The organism is Rugamonas sp. GW822-FHT03B10 (genome assembly GCF_058801745.1).
This window is the reverse complement of sequence record NZ_JBXANP010000011.1, coordinates 41,343-66,128: the sequence shown is the minus strand read 5'-3', so window position 1 is coordinate 66,128 and position 24,786 is coordinate 41,343. Positions and strand designations below refer to the sequence as shown.

Sequence of the window (24,786 nt, the reverse complement as noted above, 5' to 3'; positions counted from 1 at the left end):
CGGACGTGGGCACAACGCTCAAACTGATCCTCGGCGACCAGCTCAACTGCCGCCACAGCTGGTTTGCCCGGCCCAGCGCGGACGTGGTGTTCGCGCTGATGGAAGTGCGGCAGGAGACCGACTACGTGCTGCATCACGCGCAGAAGATCATCGCCATCTTCGCCGCCATGCGCGACCTGGCGCGCCGGCTGCGGGCGGCCGGCCACCGCGTCCACTACCTGGCCATCGACGACCCGGACAACCGCCAGTCCCTGCCCGCCAACCTGGACTGGCTGCTGGCCCATTACGAAGCGGACGCCTTCGCCTGGCAGGCGCCCGATGAATGGCGGCTGGACCGGCAGCTGGCCGACTACGCCGCCGGTCTGAACATCGCCACGCGCATGGACGACAGCGAGCATTTCTACACCAGCCGGGCCGAGGCGGCCGACTTCTTCGATGGCCGCGCGGCGTGGGTCATGGAGCCGTTCTACCGCCACATGCGCAGACGGCACGGCGTGCTGATCTCCGGCGACGGTAAGCCGTCGGGCGGGCAATGGAACTTCGATCACGACAACCGCGAGCGCTGGCCCGGCGTGCCGTGGGAGCCAGCCGATCCCCGGCCCCGCCACGACCACAGCGCGCTGTGGCAGACCATCGAGGCGGCGGGCGTGCGCAGCTTCGGCACGCCGCACGCCGGCGATTTCGCGTGGCCGATCAACCGCGGCGAGGCGCTGCGGCAGCTGGACAGTTTTGTCCGCGACGCCCTGCGCCATTTCGGCCGCTACCAGGACGCGATGAGCGTGCGCGCGTGGCGGTTGTTTCATTCGCTGCTGTCGTTCGCGATGAACACCAAGATGCTGTCTCCGCGCACGGTGGTCGCGCGCGTCGAGCAAGCCTGGCGCGACGGCGCCGTGCCACTGGCTTCGGCCGAAGGCTACATCCGGCAGATACTTGGCTGGCGCGAATACGTGCGCGGCATCTACTGGCACCGCATGCCCGGCTACGACCTGCTCAACACCTTCGGCCATACGGAACCGCTGCCGCCTTGGTTCTGGAACGGCGACACGCGCATGCGCTGCGTGGCGGCGGCCATCGGGCAATCGCTGGAGCACGCGCACAGCCACCATATCAACCGCCTCATGGTGATCGGTAACTTCGCCTTGCTGGCGGGATTGTCGCCGCAGCAGCTGCACCAGTGGTACCTGGGCGTCTACATCGACGCCTTCGAGTGGGTGGAACTGCCCAACACACTGGGCATGAGCCAATATGCCGATGGCGGTCTGCTGGCGACCAAACCGTACATCTCCGGCGCGGCCTACATCGACCGCATGAGCGACTACTGCAAGGGTTGCCACTACCAGAAGAAGCAACGCACCGGCGAGCGGGCGTGCCCCTACAATGCGCTGTACTGGGAGTTCTTGCTACGGAACGAGAAGCGGTTGGGCGGCAACCACCGCCTGGCGATGGCCTATCGACAGTTGCAGCGGATGGACGACGCCGACAAGCAGGACATTCAATGCCAGGCCGCCGCAACCCGCGCAAATCTGGCGGCACTGTAGGCGCGGCCCGCGGAAGTGGAGTGGCGGCGCAGTGCGTGTGTATATTTTTGCAATGAATGTGTATTATTCCCGTTCTGGCTCGGCAAAATGCGACGTTTGGTGTTCCGGATGACTTAAGCGCTTGATTTTGTTAAAATTTCGGCCTTCGTCTGTGAGAATACCCGCCATGTCCCTGCTCGACCACCAAATTGAACTGCTGTCCCCCGCCAAAACCGCCGAGATTGGCCGCGAGGCCATCTTGCACGGGGCCGACGCGGTGTATATCGGCGGGCCGGCGTTCGGCGCCCGTCACAACGCCAGCAACCCGATCGAGGACATTTCGGCGCTGGTCGAATTCGCCCACAAGTTCCGCTCGCGTATTTTCGTCACCATCAACACCATCCTGCACGACGCGGAACTGGAAGCGGCGCGCAAGCAGATCTGGCAACTGTACGATGCCGGCGTCGATGCGCTGATCATCCAGGACATGGGCCTGCTGGAAATGGACCTGCCCCCGATCCAGCTGCACGCCAGCACCCAGTGCGACATCCGCACCGTGGAGAAAGCGAAGTTCCTCGGCGCCTCCGGTTTCTCGCAGTTGGTGCTGGCACGCGAGTTGACGATCGAGCAAATCCGCGCCATCCGCGCGGAAGTCGACACGCCGCTCGAATACTTCATCCACGGCGCACTGTGCGTGGCCTTCTCCGGCCAGTGCTACATTTCCCATGCTGACACGGGCCGCAGCGCCAACCGCGGCGATTGTTCGCAAGCCTGCCGCCTGCCCTACACGCTGAGCGACAGCAAGGGCCGCGTGGTCGCCTATGAGAAGCACCTGCTGTCGATGAAGGACAACGACCAGAGCGCGAACCTGGAAGCGCTGGTCGATGCCGGCATCCGCTCGTTCAAGATCGAGGGCCGCTACAAGGACATGGGTTATGTGAAGAACATCACGGCCCACTACCGGCTGCTGTTGGACGAAATCCTGGAGCGCCGCCCGGAACTGAGCCGCGCTTCCAGCGGCCATACCCGCGTGCTGTTCACGCCGGACGTGGACAAGACCTTCCATCGCGGCCACACCGATTACTTCGCCAATGGCCGCCAGGACGAGATCGGCGCCTTCGATTCGCCCAAGTACGTGGGCGTTGAACTGGGCATCGTCAGCCGCCTCGGCACCGACCATTTCGATCTGGTGACGAACGCGCCCATGGCCAACGGCGATGGTTTGAACTACATGAACAAGCGTGACGTGGTCGGCGTCCAGGCGAACGTGGTCAAGAAGCTTGGCGACAGCGCGGAAGGCGAAGTGTGGCGCGTGTTCCCCAACGAGCAGATGCGCGAGCTGACGGGCCTGAAGGCCGGCGCGTCCGTCATGCGCAACCGTGACCACCATTGGGAAGCGTCGTTGCAGAAGAAATCCTCCGAGCGCAAAGTCGCGCTGCAATTGGCGCTGAGCGAGGATGCGGACGGCCTGCGGCTGACCCTGCGCGACGAGGACGGCATCACCAGCAGCGCCTATGCGGCCATGGCACTGCAGCCCGCCCAGCAGGCGGAGCAGGCCGAGGCCGCGCTGCACGCCAGCCTGGGCAAGCTCGGTAACACCATGTTTGAAGTGGACGGCATCGTGTTGTCGCTGTCGCAGCCGTGGTTTGTGCCGTCGTCGGCCATCAACGCCCTGCGCCGCGACGCCATCGCGGCCCACGAGGCGGCGCGGCTGGCGGCCTGGCAGCGCCCGGAACGCAAGGCGCCGGACGAACCGCCGGCCGTCTATCCGGATACGCAGCTCAGCTATCTGGCCAATGTCTACAACGAGAAGGCGCGCGCGTTCTACACCAAGCACGGCGTGCAGATGATCGCCGCCGCCTACGAGTCGCACGAGGAACCCGGCGAAGTGCCGCTGATGATCACCAAGCACTGCCTGCGCTTCTCGTTCAACCTTTGCCCCAAGCAGGCCAAGGGTGTGCAGGGTGTGCAGGGCCAGGTCCGCGCCGAGCCGATGACGCTGGTCAGCGGCGACGAGCGCTACACGCTGCGCTTCGACTGCAAGCCGTGCGAGATGCACGTCGTGGGCGCGATGAAGCCCGGCATCCTTTCCTCGCCGCCGCCGTCGAACGTGCCATACAGCCCGCTGACCTTCCACCGCCAGCGCCCGCGCGCCTGACAGGGGCGTCTGGCCGGCTGGACCAGCCGGCCGGGTGGCGCGTGCCGTCGCCGGCGGCTATTCGATCAAGGCGGGGTGATTTTGACACGGGCGCCTTCGGACAACGAGTCGGGCGGGTACAGGACCACCCGTTCACCCGCCTTCAGACCTTGCTGCACCACCGCCTCGCGCTGATTGCGACGGCCAAGCCGCAGCTGGCGCACATGCGCCCTGCCCCCTTCGACGACATACGCCGCCCAGTCCTCGCCCTGGCGGAACACGGCGCCCACGGGGACGCGCAGAACGTCCGGGTCGCGGTGCACCACCACCCGCACTTCCACGCGGAAGCCGTCGCGCAGTCCGCTCGTCTCGGCCGCCGGTGAGACGATGTCGATCACGAGGTTCACGCGCTGTTCCTCGACGCCGAGCGCGGATATCTTCGTGAATGCCGATGGCTCGATGCGCCGCACCTGCCCGCGCAAGGCCTGCGGACCGCCCCAGCGCTCGATGCGCACGGCGCTGCCAGGCTGGATCTGAACCGCGTCGGCCGACAGCACATCGGCCACGATTTCCAGCTCGGCCGGATTCCCCAGCTCCATCAGCGGCGCGCCCAGCAGCACGCTGCCTTCGCTCTCCTGCGCCACCTTGAGCACCGTGCCCGCGATCGGCGCGCGCACCGTCCACGTTTCGCCCGGCGTTCCGGTGCGCGACAGTTGCAGCGCGGCGCGGGCCGTGGCCAGATCGTGCTCGGCGACGTGGACGGCCTGACGCGTCGCGTCCAGTTCCCGCCGCGCCAGTTGCAGGTCGAGCTCGGCCTGGTCCAGTTGGGCGGGCGAGAGGAATCCCTCCTGCGACAGTTTCCGCACCCGTGCCAGGTCCGATTCGCTCTTGCGCAGCGCGGCCTGCGCGCGCAGCATGCCGGCCTGCGCGCGCGCCCGCGCCGCCTCCGCCGCGCCGGCCCGTTCGACCAGTTGCTGTTCCATGCGGGCGTCGATCAGGGCGGGCGCCAGTGGCGTCAGCACGGCCAGCGGCTGCCCTGCCGCGACCGCGTCGCCCGCCTTGAAGCCGGAACGCGCGATCCGCCCCGCCAGCGGCGCCGACACCACGTAACGCTCGCGCACGCGCGTCTTGCCGTCTTCATCGACGGTCTGCTCGAACGGCCCGCGCGCGACGCTGGCCACCTGCACGGCCACGGGGCGCGGCGCCAACGACCATGCCAGCACGCCAGCCAGGCCCGCAACCGCGATCAATATGTACAGCGTACGTCGCATCCTCATTCCCTCGTCTTCAGAACGGCGATCAGGTCGAGCCGGTCCACCCGTAACCGCACGATCAGGGCGCTGCCGGCGGCGGCCAGCGCGGTCACGCCGGCCGCGTAGGCATAGGTGCGCGCGTGGATCACGAGCGGCAGCGCGAACGTCTCCGTCTCCATCAGATACACGAGCGCCGCCGACAACAGGTAGCCCAGCCACAGCCCCAGCGGGATCGCGATCAGCATCTGCACCGCCATCTCACCCAGCAGCAGGCCCGAAACTTCGGCGCGCGTGAACCCCAGCACGCGCAGACTGGCCAACTCCCATGCGCGTTCGGCCAGCGACACGCGCGCGCTGTTGTACACCACGCCCACCGTCAGCGCCACGGCGAAGCCGGTGATGATGGACGTGAACACCAGCATGTTGCGGGCCGACGTGCGCTCGAACGTGACCAGCGCCGCCCGCTTGTCGGACACCGTCGCCACCCGTGGCATGGCCTTCAGCGCCGCCATCAGCGCGGGCGCCATCCCGCCCCGGTTGTTCAACACCACGGCCGATACGCTGTCCTGCTCATTCAGCATGCGCCGCATGGCCGACAGATCCATGTACGCGGTCAGCCCGAACATATCGTTGACGATGCCCGTCACCGGCACGCTGCGCCGGATGCGCTGGCCCTCCAGCACTTCGATGTCCAGCGAGTCGCCCGCGACCAGGTGCAGGCGCTCGGCCAGCCGGTCGCCCAGCACCACGCCTTCGGGCGGCAGCGGCACCGGCCGCTGGCGGGCGTCCAGCAACCGGCGCAGGCGCGCGTCCGGCGGCATGCCAAGCACGCTGCCCAGGTATTGGCGCGGGCCGGCCCGCATCCGCACCGGCAGCGCCCGCAGCGGCTCCGTCTCCAGCACGCCGGGCAGGCGCGCCACCTCCGCCAGCACGTCCCCGGGCGCGGGTTCGGCGAAGGTGAGCGTCACGTCGCCGCGTTCGGCCTGATGGAATTGTACGTCGATCAGATGGTCGAGCGAATCGCGCCAGAACGTGCCGGAGACGATGACGGCGACGCTGCAACCGACGCCGATGCACGTCATGCCGGTGCGCAGCAGATTGCGCTGCAGCGTGCGCGCGACCATGCGCGCCTGCGGCGGCAGCCGCTGCGCGAGGCCGGCCCGCTCGAACAGGCCATGGCCGAAGCGCGGCGGTACGGGCGGGCGCAGCGCTTCGGCGGGCGGCAGCCGCAACACGGCGCCCACGGCCGCCAGGGTGCCGCCGACACCGGCGGCCAGGCTCACCGCGGCCGCCGCGACGGGTATCCAGGGCGCCACCTGGAAAGCCAGCGCGGGAAAGTGGAAGAACTCGGTGTACATGCCGGTCATCTGATGGCCGAGCCACGCGCCCAGGGCCAGGCCGGCGGCGATGCCCCCCACCACGATCACGCACGCGAGCTTGAGGAAATGCAGCGCGATCGCGCGGTCGGGATAGCCGACCGCCTTCAACGCGGCGATCTCGGGCCGCTGGGCGGCCACCTGGCGCGACAGCACCACGTGCAGCAGAAAAGCCGCCACCGCCAGGAAAATGGTGGGGAACACGTTGGCCATGGTGCGCTGCTGGTTGATCTCCTGGCTCAGCATCCGGTGCGACATCTGGTCGGCCCGTTCAATCGCGCCGTAACCGCCATAAGGCGTCAGCAGGCGATCGAGCGCGTCGATCGTGGCCGGGGCGCTGGCGCCGGGGGCGAGCTTGAGGTTCAGATGGTTGAACGCGCCCTCCATGCCGAACGCCGATGCCAGGTGCTGACGCTCCATCCAGAACACGCCGAAGCCCCGGTCGTCGGGCAAGGCGCCGCCCAGGCTGGCGAACACGTATTCGGGCGACAGCACCACGCCCACCACCTGCAACGGCTGGCGGCGCCCGTTCAGCACGGCCGTCAGCGTGCTGCCGGGATGCAGCCGGCGCGCCAGCGCGAAGCCTTCCGACACCAGCACGGCGCCGGCCTCGTTGGGCTGGGGCCAGCGTCCGGTGCGCAAGGTGAGGCGGTTCAGCTCCGGCTGGCGGGCGCCATCGAGCCCGATCATGCGGCCGACCAGCGGCTCGGGCGCGTCGGGCAAGTCGAGCGAGACGTCGAATTTCACGGTCGCGTCGGCCTGGGCCACGCCTGGCAAGCCGCCCACCCGCGCCAGCAGCGCATTGGGCGCCCGCTTGAGGTCGGCGAACACGTCGGCGAAGCGCGCTTGCTGGTAGTAACCGGCCCGGGTGGCCACCAGCGAATGGTAGGTCGACAATTGGGCGACGAAGGCCCCGACCCCGGCCGCCACCACCAGCGCGATGGTGCAGGCCTGGCCGGGCATGGCGGCCAGATCGCGCAGCAGTTTGCGGTCGAGCGCCCTCACCACGACAGCTCCGCCGCCGAGCAACGGCAGGCGTTCGATTCGATCGCGGCGATGCCGCCGCTGGTCATGTGCAGCACGCGGTCGGCCATCCGGGCGATCACGGCGTTGTGCGTGATGACCACCACGGTCGTGCCCAGTTCGCGGTTGACGCGCGCGATCAGGTCGAGCACCAGACGGCCGGTGTCGGCATCGAGCGCGCCGGTCGGTTCATCGCACAGCAGCACGTCGGGCCGCTTGGCGATGGCGCGCGCGACCGCCACCCGCTGCTGCTCGCCGCCGGAGATTTCGGACGGAAAATTGTCGCCCCGGTCGCCCAGTCCGACCAGGGCCAGCGCCTCGTCCGGCGGCATCGGATGCTCGGCGATGTCGGTCACCAGCGCCACGTTCTCGCGCAAGGTCAGGCTGGAGATCAGGTTATAGAACTGGAACACGAAGCCCACGTGCTCACGGCGGTAGCGGGTCAGCTCGGCTTCGCTGGCGCCGGTCAGCGCATGGTCGCGCCAGCGCGCCTCGCCGCTGGTGGGCGTGTCGAGCCCGCCGAGGATGTTGAGCAGCGTGGACTTGCCGCTGCCGGAAGGCCCCAGCAGCACGATGAACTCCCCTTCGGTGATGTCGAGCGATAGCGCGCGCAACGCATGGACTTCGAGGTCGCCGGTGCGGTAGGTCTTGCAAAGGTTGCGCGCCATGAAGACGCGTGGTCGCTGGCCAGACATGGAGGCTTGGGGGCTGTTCCTCGGGTTCAGGCCATTCTAGGAGCTGCATTTTGCAATTTGTATGAGCCAGATCAAATTGTCCGGAAACAAGTGCATCATGTGCAATGTCGCTCATCTTCCTCGTGACGGATGGTTACACTGCCGCCGGTCTGCTGCATGCGCCGGACCGGGCGGCCATTCCCTGTCCAAAAGGCTTACACCAAGGGAAAATGCAATGCGGAAATGTGGCGCGGCGGCATCGTCCATTTGTTGTTTCAATACGACGTCCGCGCAAGATCGTTGTGAATTCCAGTCACTGATAGTACTGGCAATAATACAATGTGAACGTAATAGCACCGCCCCACCTTCCCTGCGGATGCTTGTGTTTCAACGCCCCAACTCCTGGCGCGGATGCCTCGTCCTGGCGACGGCCGCATCCGTCGGCTCCTGCCGACCGGCATTTCGATTTCCCTTTGATTGTTGACTATCGCCAAAGGCGCCGTACCGTCCGGCGTTGCTGCGCAAAATTTTGAGGTTGGCCCCATGAATACACAGATTTCACCCGCAGCGCGGACCGGAGCGGAAAAGTACGATATTTGCGTCTCGTGCAAGAACCGGGCAGCTTGCCGCCCCACGAGCGTTGATGCGCCCGTCCCCTCCCGCCAGTTGATGAGGCAACGCCGGCGCGTGTTGCGTGGCGAATCCCTATTCATGGCCGGCGACCAGACCGACAACAGCTATTTCGTCGTGCGCTGCGGCAGTCTGATGTCGATCCGGGTCGATTCCATGGGACGCAGGAACATCAACCGCTTTCTGATGAGCGGCGATTTCGCGGGATTGGAGAGCCTGGGATTCAAACGCCACGGCTGCACCGTCGTCGCGCTGGAGGATACGGAAGTGTGCGAGATCGCCTGCCATCCCGACCCGGGCCAGATGGCGCTGCTGTTTGAGCGTTTCGGCAGCCTGTTGTCGGAGGAACAGGTGAACGCCCAGTCCTTGTACCACACGCTCGCGATCCAGCGGGTGGCCGCCTTCCTCATCAACCTGTCGGCCCGCTACAAGGAGCGCGGCTACTCGCCCTCTTGTTTCCGGCTGACCATGGAGCGGCGCCACATCGCCGAGTTTCTCGGCTTGACGGCCGAGAGCGTGAGCCGGCAGTTTTCCCAGCTCAGAAGCGCCGGCCTGATCGCCGTGGACGGGCGCGTCGTCACGCTGTGCGACGTGGCCGGCATGGGGCAGCTGGCCAGGGGGACCCCGGCGCGCGAACTCGCCGCGCTGGCCCACTGACCGCGGCAACGCGGCCGGCGGGCGTCGACTGCCCACCGGTCCGCGTCGCCGGCGTATGATGCTGGGGTGGTTGGAGCCGTATTCTCAACGCTGTCCGCCAGCAGGAGGTCTGATGCATGGTCTGCCACGCGTCCACATGGTCTGCCTGACCCGCGCGATCCGCATCATCGCGCCGGCGCCGGGTCCGCCGCGCCATGGTTGAGGCCGAGTCGCAGGACGCCGATCCGGGCCCGCGCCTGCTGGCGCTGATCGCCCGGTTCGCGGCCGAAGTCCACCCCCGGCATGTTCCGCCGGTCACGCTGACCAGTTCCTTCGAGCGTGACCTCGGCTTCGACAGCCTGGCCCGCGTCGAACTGATGCAGCGGGTGGGCGAGGCGTTTCACGTCGCGCTGTCCGCCGACGCGCTGTCCGAGACCGACAACGCCGCCCACCTGCTGCGCCTGTTGGCCCAGGCCACCGGCGCGCCAGCGGCGCCGGCCGCCGCCATCGACCTCGGCGAAGGCCGTGCGGCGGCGCTGCCCGAGCAGGCGCAGACCCTGGCCGACGTGCTCGAATGGCAGGCGGCGCGCCAACCGCAACGCATCCACATCCTGCTGCATGATGACCACCATGGCGAGCACCCGCTCAGCTACCAGGACTTGCTGAACGCGGCGCGCGAGATCGCCGCCGGCCTGGCCGAGCGCGGCTTGCTGCCGCGCCAGACCGTCGCCCTGATGCTGCCCACCGGTCTGGACTACCTGGCCAGCTTCTTCGGTGTGATGCTGGCCGGCGGCATCCCGGTGCCGATCTACCCGCCCGCGCGCCAGGCCCAGCTGGAGGACCACCTCGCGCGCCACGCCCGCATCCTGGCCAACGCCCAGGCCACGTTCATCGTCACCATCGGGCAAGCCAGGCCGCTGGCGCGCATCCTGCAGGCCAGCGTGCCGGGATTGCAGGCGATCTTGCTGCCCGGGGAGTTGCGACGGCCGGGCGCGCCGCCGCCGGCCTTCCGCGCCACGGCCGGCGACATCGCGTTCCTGCAATACACGTCCGGCAGCACCGGCGATCCCAAGGGCGTGATGCTGACCCATGCCAACCTGCTGGCCAATGTCCGCGCGCTGGGCCAGGCCTGCCGCGTGACGCCTACGGATGTGTTCGTCTCATGGCTGCCGCTCTATCACGACATGGGCCTGATCGGCGCGTGGTTCGGCTCGCTGTACCACGGCATGCCGCTGGTGCTGATGTCGCCGCAAGCGTTCCTGGCCCGCCCCGCCCTGTGGCTGCGGACGATCAGCCGCCATCGCGGCACCATCTCGGCCGCGCCCAACTTCGCCTACGAACTGTGCGTGCGCCACGTGGGGGCCGAGGCCATGCGCGCGCTGGACCTGTCGTCGTGGCGGCTGGCGCTCAACGGCGCCGAGCCCGTCAGCGTGACGACGGTGGCCGGTTTCACGCGGCAGTTCGCCGCCTGCGGCCTGGCGCCGCAAGCCATGACGCCGGTGTACGGGCTGGCCGAATCGTCGGTCGGCCTGGCCTTCCCGCCGCTCGGGCGCGGCCCGCGCATGGAAGTGGTCGACCGCGCCGCCTTCGTGGATGGCGGCCGTTGCCTGCCGGCGCGGCAGCAGCCCGATGCGCCCGCCGGCACGCTGACCCTCGTGTCGTGCGGCAAGCCCTTGCCGGGGCACCAGTTCCGGGTGGTGGACGACACGGGCCGCGAGCTGCCCGAGCGCCAGGTGGGCCGGGTGGAGTTCCGCGGCCCGTCCGCCACGGCCGGCTACTACCGCAATCCGCAGGCCACGGCCAGGCTGGTCCATGACGGCTGGCGCGACACGGGCGACTTCGGCTGCACCATGGAGGGCGAGCTGTTCATCACGGGCCGCAGCAAGGACCTGATCAAGCGCGGCGGCCGCAACATCTATCCCTACGACCTCGAACAGGCGATCGGCGAGGTGCCCGGCATCCGCCGCGGCTGCGTGGCCGTGTTCGCCAGCGCCGACCCGGCCGGCGGCAGCGAGCGGCTGATCGTCATGGCCGAGACGGGCGGCCAGGATGGGGCCGCGCGCGCCGCCCTGCGGGACAAACTCAACAAGGTGGCGCTGGACGTGATCGGCGTGCCGCCCGACGACATCGTGCTGGTCAGCCCGCACACGGTGTTGAAGACATCGAGCGGCAAGATCCGCCGCCTCGCCTGCCGCCAACTGTATGAATCCGGCCAAGGCATCGATGGCGCGGCCCGCAACGCGCATCCGATGGCGAGGATGCGGCTCGCCGCGGCCCGCGCGCGCGTCACGCTGGCGCTGCGCGTGGCCGGCGCCTGGGTCTTCGGCGCCTACGCATGGCTGGTGCTGGCCGTGCTCGCCGCTTCGGCCGGCGTGCTCATCGCCGCGCTGCAGCGGCCGGCGCTGGGGCGCCGCATCGCGCACGCGGCCGCGCGCTGCCTGATGCGCCTGACGGGCACGCCGGCGCACGTCGATGGGCTGGAGCGGCTGCCCGCCCGGCCCCACGTGTTGTTGGTCAACCACGCGAGCTACCTCGACACCATCGTGCTGACGGCCCTGCTGCCACCCGCGCCCGGCTATGTCTTTGCCGCCAAGCAAGAGCTACGGGGCCACGGCCCCGTGCGGGCCTTGCTGACCGGGCTGGGGGCCATCTTCGTGGAGCGCGCGGACGTGCGCCGCTCGGCGGCCGACGTGGAGGCGATGGCGGCCGTGCTGGCGCGCGGCGACAATCTGCTGGTGTTCCCGGAAGGCACGTTCGGCCGGGCGGCCGGCCTGCGGGCCTTCCATCTCGGCGCCTGCATGGCCGCCGCGCGGGCCGCCGCGCCGCTGGTGGTGGCCGGCCTGCGCGGCACGCGCGCCGCGCTGCGCGACGGCGACTGGTTGCCGCGCCGGGGCGCCATCGCGCTGGAGGTGGGCGACACGCTGCAGCCGGCGGGCGCGGCCTGGGGCGATGCGGCCCGGACCAGCGCGGCGGCGCGCACGGCCAGAGGGTCAGCCGGGATAAGGCCAGTAATAGCACATAAGCGTAAAAGTTATAAGCAATCGACTTTTTATACGCTCCGTGGTAACTTCAGAAGCTCCGTTGGCCAAGTCGCATTACTACACGTCACTTGGCCCGTGGACGCAGCAAACTGCCGGCAGCATTTTCCTCAAACCGGCCAGCCTCCTCGATGTAACCCTGGACGGTGCCGTCGTGGCGCCAGCCACCTTGCCGCTTGATGTCGCGGAAGTTTGCCCCGGCTCGGTACGCGCTGGTGGCCATACCGCGCCGCAGGCTATGACTAGACAGCTGCGGCACATAGCCCAGCCCCGCGTCTCGCGCGCGACGCTCCAGGATTGCGTTGACGCTCGCCGAGTTGAGCGCATCGGAGCCCACCTCATCCCATCGTGTCACGGACCTGAATAGCGGCCCCGCCTCGATATTTGCAACATCAAGCCAAGTGCGCAGCGCCGTCGCGGGGCAGCAAAGGCCATCGCCGTAAGGTATCGCCTTGACGATTCCTTGGCCATCCTGATCCGTTTTAGAGCGTGCCAGCGTCGCGACCACACCCTCCGGCTCCCACGCCAGGTCGTCGACGTCCAATCCGACCAGCTCACTGCGCCGGAAGCCACCGAAGTAGCCGACCTGAAGCAGCGCGTTGTCACGCCTGGCGGCCAGCGTATCCAGTCCGGCCAAGTGGGCGACGATCACCGTCAGGTCCTCCACCGGCAACGCCTTGGCTTTCCTTCTCGGTGTGCCGTGTGTGCGCTCGATGCCCACCAGCGTCTTGCGCACGTTGGGCGTCGACGCCGGATCAGGGAATCCCTGGTGCAAGTGCCATTGAGACAGCGCGGTCAGGCGCAGCGCCAACGTGCGCGGATTGAGCGTCGGCGCGTAGGTCAGCAGGTAGCGGACGATGGCGTCCTGGTCGCACGGCAGCAAGCCGCCCCATGCCAGGAAATGCCGGATGGCGGAGCGGTAAGTGCGGCGCGTGTTGTCGGAGGTGGCGGCGGCGAGAAAAGCACGGTGCCGGGCCGACAGCTCGAGGTCGGTCACGGCGACGGTGGCCACGCGTTCGATCGGACCGACGACCGACGCCAGGGGTGTACTGGGAAATTCGCTGGGATCGGGCATGGCGCTGTCGCTCAATGTCGAGGTTTGTACCGGTGATATCGCAGGATACCATGGTGGTTGGCTGGTTCACATGCGATAAGTTACTTTATCGTATGCTTATATCGATAAATTTTTCAAAATTCAGTATCGTAATTTGGAGTAATATAACGTATCACGTATTACATTATCTTATTTAAGGAGCACTTATGGCCCGCGCCGGCATCCTTTATTCACACGTCGCTGCCGCCGCGTCGCGGCTGGCTGGCGAAGGAAAAAATCCGACCGTCGACACGGTCCGGGCGGCGCTGGGCGCCACGGGCAGCAAAAGCACGATTGCACCCATGCTCAAGCGTTGGAAGGAGGAGCACGCCGGGAGCGTCGCCGAGGCGGCCAGCGGCCTTCCGGCCGCGCTCGTGCAGGCCGTCAGGCAGGTCTACGACGGCCTGCGGGCGGATGCGACTGCGCAACTGGAACAGGCGGCCCTGGCCCATGCTGACGCGCTCAAAGCGCTCCAGGTTGAGATGGCGCAGCTGCGCGCACAGGCCAAGACGCTGGGCGTAGAAAGGTCTGCCCTGGCGGCCGATTTGGCCCACGCTCAAGATGAGATGGTGCGGCTGCGGGCGGAACTGCAGACGCAAAGCGTGCTGCTGGCAGGCACCCAGAGCGAGAACACAGGGTTGGCCCAGCGCCTCGCCGACCGGGCCGCCGAGGTGGCCGCCGTCAACCAGCAGCTGACGCACGCGCGCACCCAGTTCGAGCACTACCAGGAGTCGAACGCGGCGCAGCGCACGGAGGAGCGCCAGTCGTTTGAGCGGCGCATCGTGCAGCAGGATCACGAGCTGGGCCAGCTCCGGCAGCAGCTGGAGCTCAAGCAGGTCGCGGCGGCCCAGCACGCCGGCCAGATGTCGCGCGTGATCGAGGAGAACGAGCGCCTGGAACGCGACGCCCAAAGTGCGCAACTGGAACTTGGGCAACTACGTGCCGATCGCGACCGCACCGCGGCCGAAGCGGCGCAATCAGCCGCCGGGCAGATCCTATTGACGACGAAACAAGAGGCCCTGCAGCGTGAATTGAGCGATGCGCACACCACGCTGGCGGTCCGCGAACGAGAAACGGCGCTCGCCGGAGAGCGATTGGCGGACATGGAGCGTCGAGCCGACGCGCTGGCGCAGGAAAGACTTGATCTGCTGCGGCAACAAGCGGCGCTGGAGGCCGAATTGCGCCTTTGCCGCGCCGGAATGGAGCGCCCCGCAGGTTGAGCACTGCCCGGTCCAATCGCCACAACTTTTCTGCGCTCAACCGGGTACCGTTAGTTGCCTAGCCGTCTACTACATGCGCGTGATCGTCGGGATTTGTTTCGTCGCGCATTGTCGGTAGCTCGATCGTAAAGCGGGTCCAATCCCTATCGGATACGACGCTGATCTTACCGCCATGCAGTTCCACGATGGACCGGGTGATCGCCAAGCCCAAGCCCACATTCTCGCTGTTCGCATCCTGACGTGAAGCATCGGCGCGGTAGAGCCGATCGAATATCTTTGACAGGTGTTCTGCCGGTATAACCGTGCCTGGATTGGCGACAGAGATCGTGGCCTGGTGCTCAAGCCCCACGCCGAGTGTGATTTCGACCGCCATCCCTTCCGGTGTGAAACGGATCGCGTTCGATAATAAATTGGACAGGGAGCGTTGAATCATCAAGCGGTCCACGTGGGCTGTCGCCGCGCCTTGTTGAATCAAACGGATGTTGCGCTCACTGGCGAGCGCCTCATAGAAATCGAACAATCGTTCCACCTCCGAACGCAGATCGATCGCCTCGCGGCGCAGAACAAGTAGGCGATTGTCGGCCTTGGCCAGAAACAGCATGTCCGAAATCATGCGCGACAGACGCGCAAATTCCTCCAGGTTCGATTGCAGGTTCGTGCGGTATTCGATGACATCGTTTTCATGGTTTAAGGTCACCTCCGTCTGGACCATCAGATTCTGGATTGGTGTGCGCAATTCGTGGGCGATGTCCGATGAAAATTCCGAGAGTCGCCGAAACGACTCGTCGAGCCGCGCAAGCATCGTGTTAAATGACGATACGAGCACGGTCAACTCCTGCGGTACTCCGGACGTTGGAATGGGTACGTCCAACCGCTGCGCGGATATATTTGCCATCATCGCCGACACCTCATTCAGTGGCGAAAGCCCTTTGCGCACGGCAACCCAGGCAAGCCAGCCCATCGCCAGCGCGGCGAGTATCATGCCAAACCAAAGGAACTCCGTGAACTCGTCCATGAACTCTTGGTCCCTGCTGATGTCGAGCGCGATCGCGACCTTGGCTGCCTGGCGCGTTGGCATGGTGAGTACGATGCGATTGGCAACGATTCGGTAGCTGTGCTTGCCAATTGTCCAGATGGCCGGCTGTGGCTTGCCGATTTCCAAGCCTTGAAGCAAGTGGTTTACGACTACGCTCGGCCCGACGGAAAACAAGACCCTGGCGACTGGCGGTCGACGACAATCGAACAGTTCGTGGAGGTGCTCGATAAATACATTCGCTGGTACAACGAAAAGCGCATCAAGAGCTCTCTTGGCTATCTGAGCCCGATCGAGTATCGTGAAAGCTTGGGGTTAACGATGTAAACCAGTCCAAGAAAAGGTCCGCATCCCCGGTGGGTCAATATTGGGTCGGCGCCAACACGCCTGTATCTCATCGGGATCGAAAAACAGGCCGGCGTCAAGGTCCGGGCAAGTACGGCCCATGCGCATCAAGTAGGCGATCCGCCATGCCACTACCAAGTACAGCGCGAGCGCGCGTTCGATACGCTCAATTGCCCCCAGTTGCAGTTGCTCGATCTTACAGCCAGCCTTGAACACGTTGAACAGCATCTCGATTTCCCAGCGGGCGCGGTACCAGTCAATCAGTTCGGCCACGTCGGCTGCCGTGGTGGCCATTCTGTTCGTCAACAAGCGCCATTCGATGGCTTTCGTGCCAGCCGGCGCGCCGTACTCGCGCGCCACAACGCAGGTCGCGGCCACCGTTTTACCCTTGCCCGCCTTCAGTTCGACACGGCGCGCCCACAGGTGTTGGCGCACGATGCGCGCCTTGCTGCCCGGCCTGGCGGCAAGCGTGAACTCGATCTCGCCCAGCGCCGCCCCTTCCGTGGTGTGAGGCCACAGCTTCTCGCTGTTGGGCAGGCAGCGGTTGTGCGTCGCGCGCACCAGCCAGTCGACCGGAGTGCCCAGTTGCTGGGCACACGCCATCAACGGCATCATGTCCGCTTCGCGGTCAGCCACATACACCAGACGCGTCGATGCCAGGCGTGGCGCCAGGTCCGCCAGCCGCTCGTAGCCTTCGATCCAGCGCAAGCTCTCTTTCGGGCCGCCGCGCTTGCCATGTTCGTCCTTTGGTTCGCGCGCCCACATCCAGACGTCCAATATCCCCAGCGGCTCGCGCGTCGTCGTTACCGCGTAGGTCGGGTGCAGGTACATGCCGCGCTGCGCCTCGTAGCTCAGTGGGCCAAGGCCTTTTGCCTGCTGGCCGTTGAAGTCCAATTCTGATGCTGGGCGTATTGTTATGCGGAGCACCCACCGTCCCGGCCCCGCACTTGGTTCAATTCGGCCGCCGTTTTCTCCGCATAGAGGGTCGGCCGGGATTCGTGTAAAAAAACTCAAATCCCGTCGTAACCATTTGATTTACTGAAGAATTCTCGTTTTGTAATTCATTGGTGGCACCTTTCTTTCTAGGTCCAAGGTATAGTCACCATACCTGTTGATGTGCTCCGTCCGATACGGCGCCAAGCCAGCCAAAATTTCCTCATCGATCGGGAACCCTTCCCTCTGCATTTCCTTCAGCGTACCCGTCATGGCCTCAACGTTGTGAAGGATGGCCAGATTGGCCACCAGCTGGTTATACTTCACGACTTTGCGCTGCTCGTGGCGTACATTCTCAGCGATGATGCCCTGGTTCCCGAAGAACAACCACTTGATGAACTGGTTGAACTCTTCGCTCTTGTTGGTGGCCGCCTGGATCGTTTTTCGTAGTTCAACGTCGCCGATGTATTTGAGCAGAAACTCGGTGCGCACAACCCGCCCCAGCTCGCGGAACGCAAAATACAGCTTGTTCTTGCGGCTTGCGGTGCCCAGGCGTCGCAGGATTGTCGACGGTGTAATCTTACCGGCCTTGATCGACAGCGCGATGCGCAGCATGTCCGGCAAGTGCGTTTCAATGAGTTCCCAGTTAATAGACTCACTGAAAAGGCCATTGATGTTTTCGTAACGCGTTCCCTTGTCAGCCTTATAAAACACCAAACTCTTCAGGTTCCGGATGCGCGGCATCAGGTTGATCCCCAGCAGATAGGCCAGCCCAAATACAGGAGCGCTTTGCGCGTGCGTGTCGCCATGCAGCGTGTCGGGCTGAATCTCCGACTCGTTCTTGATCAGGCCATCAAGGATGTAGATGGCCTCGTAAACGCCGCATGGAATGAAATGGCTGAACAGCGCAATGTACATGTCGGACACGTGGTAATAGCCGATACCGCCGTAACCGCCATACCGGATGTGATATTCGGACAGCAGGTTCTGCTCGTACATGTTCCACTTGGTGCCGTCGGCCGACGCGCTCTTGCCCGTTCCCCAGTATTTCGGCAGTAAGAACTTATTGTAAGCGTTGATGACCTGCACGATGGCCTTTTCCAGTCGCTCTTCGGTGATGTGGTGCAAATTCAGCCAGGCCACCTGCTTACGGCTCAAGTCCTTGACCGAGCGCGCGGTTTGTGTGGCGCCTAAGTTGCAGCCATAGCAGAACAGCGTGGTGATGAACCGTCGCCGTGGATCATCCACTTTGGAGTCGAAGCCAGACAAGGGGCCAAACAGCTTGTGCAGATCCAGCCAGCCTTCTGACTCCACCAAGATGTCGAGGATATTTTTTTCGGGCAGGCGCTCGGTGAGAATCTTGTCGATTTTTTCCAGTGCCTCCGGCTTGGCATCTTTGGCGTGCTTGCGCAGAATCAGTTCGTTACCGATGATATCAACGTGCTCGTTTTCTGGCATCCCCGCATCGACGGCAGCAGCCATCTTCGCAAGGGAGGTCTTGAGAGCCGCAGAAAATTCCTTCGGGTCGGTCCGCAAGCCAAGCATCGCACCATATTCCTCCACCTGTGCCTGGTACTCGTCCCACTCAACGAGCTGCGTTCTGTAGTCGCTGAACTGGTCACTGTTTGCGACGTACAAATCGCCAGACTGCAGTTCCCGCATTGTTTCGGTAAGCACGCAGAGCTCAAAATATTTTCGGCTCACCTCGGAAACCTGGTCAACGGTGCGCTGACCGGTAACCAGCTTGCGCCATTTTTCCGGTATCCACTTCAGATTGATATTCGTTCCGGCGATGGACAACGATTCGCGATGGCTCTGGCGATGGGCCAAGACGAAGCGAATCGCATCGATGAGCGACTGGTCGGCGGATGTCGATTCCAGATTGAGCAAACTGAGACAGTTCAGTAGCAAGGGCCGCTGCACCTGGTACGGCGCCAGCATAAACGGTAGGTAGTTGTTTCCCGCATAGGCTATGTGCTCATCGCATTCGACGAGCAGATTGCCTGGTTCGTCATGGAAGGCAGCGGCGATGCGCGCTCCCTTCTCCTCATCGGTTTCGCCCTCGAAAAAGGCTTCGAGGACATCCCGCAGCTGGATGATCAGCTTTTCCGCGCGCTTCTGGTGCTCCAGATAGTATCGCCGCAGTTGCTCTTCCGCGCCGGAATGGATTTTTCGTAGCTTACGAATAAACATCTCCACCGCGTCATCCAGCGACTTGCTCAACTGAGCATGGAACAGCAGCACCATCAGCGCGTAGCGCTTATTGTGCTTGAGCGCCTTCATGTCGGCCACATCAAGCGCACGTGCCTCATGGACGAACTGGCTGCGTTTCACTACCGGGATATGAGAGATGGCTGGCAGCTGCGTCGCCCAGCTCTTGAGCCATTGGAGGTGCTCCAGATACTGCCGCACTTCCGTGTTGGTCGGTTTCTTGGGGTCTTGCTTGAGCTGCTGCCAGCCGCTGACGCCTGGCGGCGCGGCCGGAACCAGCATCGCGTCAAAACGGGCGATGACAGGTGGTGCGAGAGGTTCGACGAGGCCCTGGAAAAAGTGGTCGTTGACTTCGCTGCGTGCCTTCAATGCCCTTCGATGGAGCGTGCTAAATGCGGGAAGTTCGAAGCGCTGGCGAACCAATTCCTCAATGACCACATTAATGATATCAGCCAGTTCGTGCTTGGTTTGGGCCGCCTCAGTAGCCGCGTTCTGAATGGCGGAATATGTGTGGTCGTCGATTGGCCTGATTTTCAAATATGGCCGGATGGCCTCCATCCAACGCTGGCGCGAATTAGGTCGATTTTCCTCGGCTTGAAGATCCTTTGCCGCGACCGATCGCGCGCCGATCGCCTTTCCGAGAAACGACACAATTGGGGCCGGAACTTCGTTCAACAAGGGAAAGTAGCCCAGCTTCGGCAATGTCTTCAATAACAGTACGAGATACAGCCGAGCCGGATCCGTGCGGGCATTGCGACGAACAAATTTGTGGTCCTCGTCACTAGGGCTGTATACGTCTTCCAGTTCGCGCTGCGTCAGCTCCGGTTTGAAACGCGGATACGCAGTTTCATGAATGCTGCTCAAGGCTCAGGCTCCTATGCGGTTGAGCCACGTACTTCATGTAGGCCCGGCAGCATGGGGCAACATTCAATGCGCGGCTGGACAAACAACACAATGCAGAACTTAAAACGTCGACAATTCTATATGCAGAATCAGGCCGTGAAGCAACTGCCGAACAATTATTTATGTGCCAGTGCCTCAGTCGATGCGAACGCCAGAACAGATGACCCCAATACAGGTCAAATTTGACCCATCGAAGGTCACGCATGACCCTCGGTAGGTCAAAAAATGATGATGACGTTCAAGGCGATGCAAATTAGCTGACGTCAAAAGTTGACGCCAGCTGCCAATGGTGGCGATCTATCTTGGCAAATCACACGTCCTGTTGTTCGCTTTTCGGCACTAGCGGAGTGCCGAACCGACGGTAGAGTGCGGGTAGCACCAGAAGCGTGAGCAGCGTTGTCGATATCAAGCCGCCGATCACCACGGTCGCCAGTGGCCGCTGCACCTCCGCCCCAGCGCCGTTGGCCAGAGCCATCGGCACGAACCCGAGCGAGGCCACCAGCGCCGTCATTAACACCGGTCGCAATCGGCGAAGCGCTCCGGTGCGCACCGCGCTTTCCCACGGCTGCGACTTCGACAGTTCATCGATCGCCCCCACCATCACCAGCCCGTTCAAGACAGCGACACCGGAGAGCGCGATAAAGCCCACCGCAGCGGAGATTGAAAATGGCAGGCCGCGCAGCCAGAGCGCCAGCACCCCACCGATCAGGGCCAACGGCACGCCGGTGAAGACGACCGCCGCCGCACGCCAGGAACCGACCGCCGAGTAAAGCACACCCACGATCAGCACGAAGCACGCCGGTACGACCACGGCCAGGCGCAGGCGTGCGCGTTCCAAATTTTCGAACTGCCCGCCCCAGGTCAGCCAGACACCGGGCGGACGCGTCACCTTGGCATCGATGGCGTTCTGGGCGTCCTTGACGACGCCGGCGATATCGCGACCACGTACGTTTGCCTGTACGACCACGCGCCGCTTGCCGTTTTCACGGCTGATCTGGCTCGGCCCCTTCCCGAGCTCCAGCCGCGCCACTGAACCCAACGGCACAAATTTGCCGCCCGGCGTGAGCACGGGCAGCTGGCGCAACGCCTCCACATCGTTGCGGGCGCTCTCGCCCATGCGGACCACAACGTCGAACCGGCGGTCGCCCTCGAATATATGGCCCGCCTCGCGACCCGCCACGGCCGCTGCCAGCGTATCGAAGACGTCCTTCGCGGTGAGGCCGACACGGGCCATTGCATCACGGTCGAGCTGGGCATCGAGTAGAGGCATTCCTTGCACCTGCTCGACCCGCACATCGACCGCGCCCTCGATGAAACGTAACTGATCGGCGACTTTGTCGGCAGTCTTGAGCATGGTGGCGAAATCGTCGCCGTAGACCTTGACAGCAATGTCGCCGCGCACGCCAGCCAGCAGCTCGTTGAAACGCATCTGGATAGGCTGCGTCAGTTCGTAGTTCTGGCCCGGTATGTCCGCAACGGCGTGCTCGATCTTTTCCACCAGATCAGCCTTGCTCATCGATGGATTTGGCCACTGCGAACGATCCTTTACGATCACAAAGGTGTCGGTCAGGTTGGGCGGCATCGGGTCGGACGCCAATTCGGCGGTGCCCGTGCGCGAGAACACGAGCTTCACCTCCGGCACCTTGCCCACGGCCTTTTCCACGTCAAATTGCATTGCTTGGCTCTGATCCACGGATGTCCCCGGTATCCGCGACACCTGCAGCAGCACGTCTTGCTCGTCCAGCGTTGGGAGGAACTCCTGCCCTAGAGTTTGGAACAACACAAGGGAGCCGACAAAGGCCGCTGTCGCCAGGCCGCCGATGAAGGCCGGTCGTGGCAAGACGCGATCAAGCCACGGTGCATAGAATTTGCCCAGCGCCATCATCAGCTTGTTCTCCGCGTGGTCCACCGGCCGGGACAGCCACAGCGTGATAGCCGCAGGAACCACCGTCAGGGACAGAAGGAACGCAAAGACCAGCGCCAGGATGACAGTGACGGCCATCGGCGCGAACATGCGACCTTCGACGCCCTGGAACGTCAAGAGGGGCACGTAGACCAGGATGATGATGGCCTGGCCGTAGACGCTGGGCCGGATCATTTCGCGCGCGGCCGCGGCGACCGTTTCCCGGCGCTCGGCCTTGCTGAGTGCTTGGCCGGCCGCATGTTGGCGCTCTGCGATGCGGCGCAAGACATTTTCAACGATGATCACCGCACCATCGACGATCAGGCCGAAATCCAGCGCGCCCAGACTCATGAGGTTGGCCGACAAGCCGATTTTCAACATCCCGGCCGACGTGAGCAACATCGTCAACGGAATGACGGCAGCGGCGATCAGCGCGGCGCGCAAATTGCCCAGCAGCGCAAACAGCACGGCGATGACTAGCAAGGCGCCTTCCGTCAGATTTTTGGCCACCGTCTGGATGGTCGAGTCGACCAGCCGCGTACGGTTCAGTACCGGCTTGATGATCAGGCCGGGCGGCAGCGAACGTGCAATTTCCTTCAGGCGAACGTCGACGGCTTCCGCCACCGTGCGGCTGTTTTCGCCGATACGCATGACGGCCGTGCCAACGACCACCTCGACACCGCCTTCGGATGCCGAGCCGAAGCGCAGCTCCTGCCCAACGCTCACCTGTGCCACCTGCGACAACAGGACCGGTGTGCCGCCGCGCGTGGCGATGACGGTCTTGGCCAGCTCGCCGCTGTTTGTCATACGGGCGTCAGCTTGGATGGTCAGCGCTTCCCCGTTTTGTACCAGCACGCCGGCGCCGGCGCTCGTATTATTGCGCTCCAACGCTTCAGCGAGCTCAGACAGGCCAATCCCGAGTACCGCCAGTCGCTGCGGATCGGGTGTCACCACATACTGCTTGACGTAACCGCCGATCACGTCCACGCCAGCCAGGCCGGGGGTGTTCTTCAGCTGTGGCGCCACGATCCAATCCTGCACGGTACGCAAGTAAGTGGCTTTCTCCTTTGCCGTGTGCAGCACTTCGCCTGCAGGCGTCACGTAGCTGCCATCGGACTCCATGCCCGCGCTGGCGCCCCCGGTATGCGTATTGGCAAATTCGACCGTCCACATGTAGACGTCGCCCAAGCCTGTGGCGATCGGGCCCATGGTTGCCGTCGCGCCCGGCGGCAAGGTACGCTCCACCGAGCGCAGTCGTTCGGCGATCTGCTGGCGTGCAAAATAAACGTCGGTGCCGTCCTTGAAGACCGTCGTCACTTGGGCAAAGCCATGCCGGGTCAGCGAGCGGGTCGATTCCAGTCCGGGTGTGCCTGCGAAAGCCGTTTCAATCGGATAAGTGACTTGGCGCTCGACGTCGGCCGGCGCCAGGGCGGGAACGACCACGTTGATCTGAACCTGGGTATTGGTGATATCGGGCACCGCATCGATCGGCAACCGCGACAATGCAAACGCACCGACCAATGCAGCGAAAAGCGCTGTCAACAGCACCTGCCACGGGTGCCGTACCGAGAAATTGACAAAGCGCGCGATCATGCGGCAACCTCCCGCGCACAACGGATCTCAAGCTGGTCAGTCATTGTCGCCTCCCGCTTCACCCTTGCCATGCTCGGCCTTCAGTACATAGGTGTTGCTCGTCGCGATGCGCTCGGAGCCGTCCAGGCCGGATAACACAGTGACAAAGCCAGCCGATGGCTTACCGAGGGCCACGTGCCGAATCGCAAAACCGTCCTTCTCGCGGACAAAAACGCTGGGCTTGTCTTCGACGGTTTGTACGGCGGCGCGAGGCACGGCCAGCTGCTCGCCAGTCGACTGCGCGGCGAGCACGACCGAGGCGGATACAGTCTCGCCGATCCGCCAAATGCCGTTCTGGTTGGACAGCGATGCGATCGCCCGGATTTGACGCGTGGCCGGGTCCAGGACGCGCGAGATGAACGCAATGCGCCCGGCCCCGGATCTTGCCTCGGCCGAGATCTCAACCGGCGCGCCGATGGCAATACGCGAAGCATCCGTGGGAGTGAGCGACAGCTCGACGGACAAGGTGTTGGGGTTGGCCAGTTCAAACAGCTTGGCATTGGCTTCAACGACGTCGCCCAGCGTGATCTGGCGCGCGGTGACGATCCCAGCGATGGGAGCACGTAGCCCCAGTTGGGCGCTGTGTTCGGCGCCGCCGGTGGCCGACAGCTGCTGCTGTGCCAGGCGCAGCCGGGTGCGGGCCTCATCGAGCGCCGACTGCGCCAGCTCGAATTCTTGACGGGATGATACTTTTTCGGCGTACAGCCGGTCTTCGCGTTTAAAACCGGCTTCGGCAAGTTCCATCTGGCGGCGTGCCAGCGCGACATCGGCGCTGAACTGCGCAACCTCGCGGCTTTCCACGATGGCCAGCACCTCGCCCTGGGCAACGTTCTCTCCCAGGTTCTTGCGCACGCTGATCACCCGGCCACTCACCGAACTGCTTACCACGGCGGCATGCTGCGGATCAGCGAGGATGACGGCCGGCGCTTCGACCGCACCGGCAAACCCGGCACGCACTGCAGCCACTTCGATGTGCGCGGCCTGAATCTGCTTGTCGGACAGCTTGATAAAATCGGCATGTTTACCGTCCTTGTCCTCCTTGCCCGCGTGCTCGCCTGGCTTGTCTTCGCCATCCTTGTCTTTTTCCTGCTGCTTTTGTGGCGTAGTCGGCGCCGGGGCCGCCGCATTGTGTGCCTCAGGCTTGCCACCTTCTGGCTGGGGTGAGCGAGAGCATGCCGCCAGAATCAGCAACACGCCGCAAACGCTCAAACGATATGGCACTTGCATGA

At 64.4% G+C, this 24,786-nt stretch carries 13 protein-coding genes and 2 pseudogenes; 6 read left to right on the top strand and 9 right to left on the bottom strand.

The annotated features are described in order from the left end of the window. The first annotated feature begins 5 nt into the window (after positions 1-5). Positions 6-1,538 carry a cryptochrome/photolyase family protein gene (locus AC1RQG_RS17970; RefSeq protein WP_493133359.1) on the top strand — a complete coding sequence of 511 codons (1,533 nt, stop codon included), beginning with the start codon at positions 6-8 and terminating at the stop codon, positions 1,536-1,538. Positions 1,539-1,704: 166 nt separating this feature from the next. Continuing rightward, positions 1,705-3,675 (top strand): peptidase U32 family protein, encoded by a 1,971-nt coding sequence (locus tag AC1RQG_RS17965; protein ID WP_493133358.1) that lies wholly within the window; start codon positions 1,705-1,707, stop codon positions 3,673-3,675. Positions 3,676-3,740: 65 nt separating this feature from the next. Here AC1RQG_RS17965 and AC1RQG_RS17960 read toward each other — a convergent pair whose 3' ends face one another. From AC1RQG_RS17960 to AC1RQG_RS17950, 3 genes are read right to left on the bottom strand one after another with little or no spacing between them, the layout of a single operon-like run. Then, a complete protein-coding gene (locus tag AC1RQG_RS17960) occupies positions 3,741-4,925 on the bottom strand; it encodes an efflux RND transporter periplasmic adaptor subunit (RefSeq protein ID WP_493133357.1) in 1,185 nt (394 codons plus the stop codon). Positions 4,926-4,927: 2 nt separating this feature from the next. Then, a complete protein-coding gene (locus AC1RQG_RS17955; protein WP_493133356.1) occupies positions 4,928-7,288 on the bottom strand; it encodes an ABC transporter permease in 2,361 nt (786 codons plus the stop codon). After that, a complete protein-coding gene (locus tag AC1RQG_RS17950) occupies positions 7,285-7,974 on the bottom strand; it encodes an ABC transporter ATP-binding protein (RefSeq protein WP_493133355.1) in 690 nt (229 codons plus the stop codon). The genes AC1RQG_RS17955 and AC1RQG_RS17950 overlap by 4 nt, the downstream gene beginning before the upstream one ends. A 693-nt stretch (positions 7,975-8,667) precedes the next feature. On the opposite strand from AC1RQG_RS17950, the gene AC1RQG_RS17945 reads away from it, so the two are divergent. Both AC1RQG_RS17945 and AC1RQG_RS17940 read left to right on the top strand, forming a co-directional pair. Next, entirely contained in the window at positions 8,668-9,267 is a 600-nt protein-coding gene (locus tag AC1RQG_RS17945) for a helix-turn-helix domain-containing protein (RefSeq protein WP_493133354.1), read from the top strand. A gap of 194 nt (positions 9,268-9,461) precedes the next feature. After that, positions 9,462-12,464: an AMP-binding protein gene (locus tag AC1RQG_RS17940; protein WP_493133353.1), complete on the top strand. Its 3,003-nt coding sequence runs from the start codon at positions 9,462-9,464 to the stop codon at positions 12,462-12,464. Here the strand turns inward: AC1RQG_RS17940 and AC1RQG_RS17935 are convergent. Next, positions 12,352-13,359: a tyrosine-type recombinase/integrase gene (locus AC1RQG_RS17935; RefSeq protein ID WP_182164491.1), complete on the bottom strand. Its 1,008-nt coding sequence runs from the start codon at positions 13,357-13,359 to the stop codon at positions 12,352-12,354. The genes AC1RQG_RS17940 and AC1RQG_RS17935 overlap by 113 nt on opposite strands. A gap of 185 nt (positions 13,360-13,544) precedes the next feature. Here AC1RQG_RS17935 and AC1RQG_RS17930 point away from each other — a divergent pair, with 185 nt between their 5' ends. After that, positions 13,545-14,597, top strand: a complete 1,053-nt coding sequence (locus AC1RQG_RS17930; protein WP_182164489.1) for a DNA-binding protein — start codon at positions 13,545-13,547, stop codon at positions 14,595-14,597. A gap of 58 nt (positions 14,598-14,655) precedes the next feature. Here the strand turns inward: AC1RQG_RS17930 and AC1RQG_RS17925 are convergent, their stop codons facing one another. Further along, positions 14,656-15,675: a heavy metal sensor histidine kinase gene (locus AC1RQG_RS17925; protein ID WP_493133463.1), complete on the bottom strand. Its 1,020-nt coding sequence runs from the start codon at positions 15,673-15,675 to the stop codon at positions 14,656-14,658. Positions 15,676-15,810: 135 nt separating this feature from the next. On the opposite strand from AC1RQG_RS17925, the pseudogene AC1RQG_RS17920 reads away from it, so the two are divergent. Further along, positions 15,811-15,957 (top strand): annotated as a pseudogene (locus AC1RQG_RS17920) (IS3 family transposase); the annotation flags it as partial. A 27-nt stretch (positions 15,958-15,984) separates the two neighbouring features. On the opposite strand, the pseudogene AC1RQG_RS17915 reads toward AC1RQG_RS17920, so the two are convergent. From AC1RQG_RS17915 to AC1RQG_RS17900, 4 genes and pseudogenes are all read right to left on the bottom strand, one after another. Then, positions 15,985-16,893: pseudogene (locus AC1RQG_RS17915) on the bottom strand (IS4 family transposase); the annotation flags it as partial. 117 nt (positions 16,894-17,010) lie between these two features. Next, positions 17,011-19,983, bottom strand: coding sequence for a Tn3 family transposase (locus AC1RQG_RS17910; protein ID WP_161081533.1), 2,973 nt, complete (start codon positions 19,981-19,983; stop codon positions 17,011-17,013). Positions 19,984-20,332: 349 nt separating this feature from the next. Beyond that, positions 20,333-23,518, bottom strand: coding sequence for an efflux RND transporter permease subunit (locus AC1RQG_RS17905; protein WP_161081534.1), 3,186 nt, complete (start codon positions 23,516-23,518; stop codon positions 20,333-20,335). A gap of 36 nt (positions 23,519-23,554) precedes the next feature. Next, the gene (locus AC1RQG_RS17900) at positions 23,555-24,784 is read right to left on the bottom strand and encodes an efflux RND transporter periplasmic adaptor subunit (RefSeq protein ID WP_161081535.1); all 1,230 of its coding nucleotides are present in this window, start codon (positions 24,782-24,784) and stop codon (positions 23,555-23,557) included. Between the last annotated feature and the right edge of the window lie 2 nt (positions 24,785-24,786).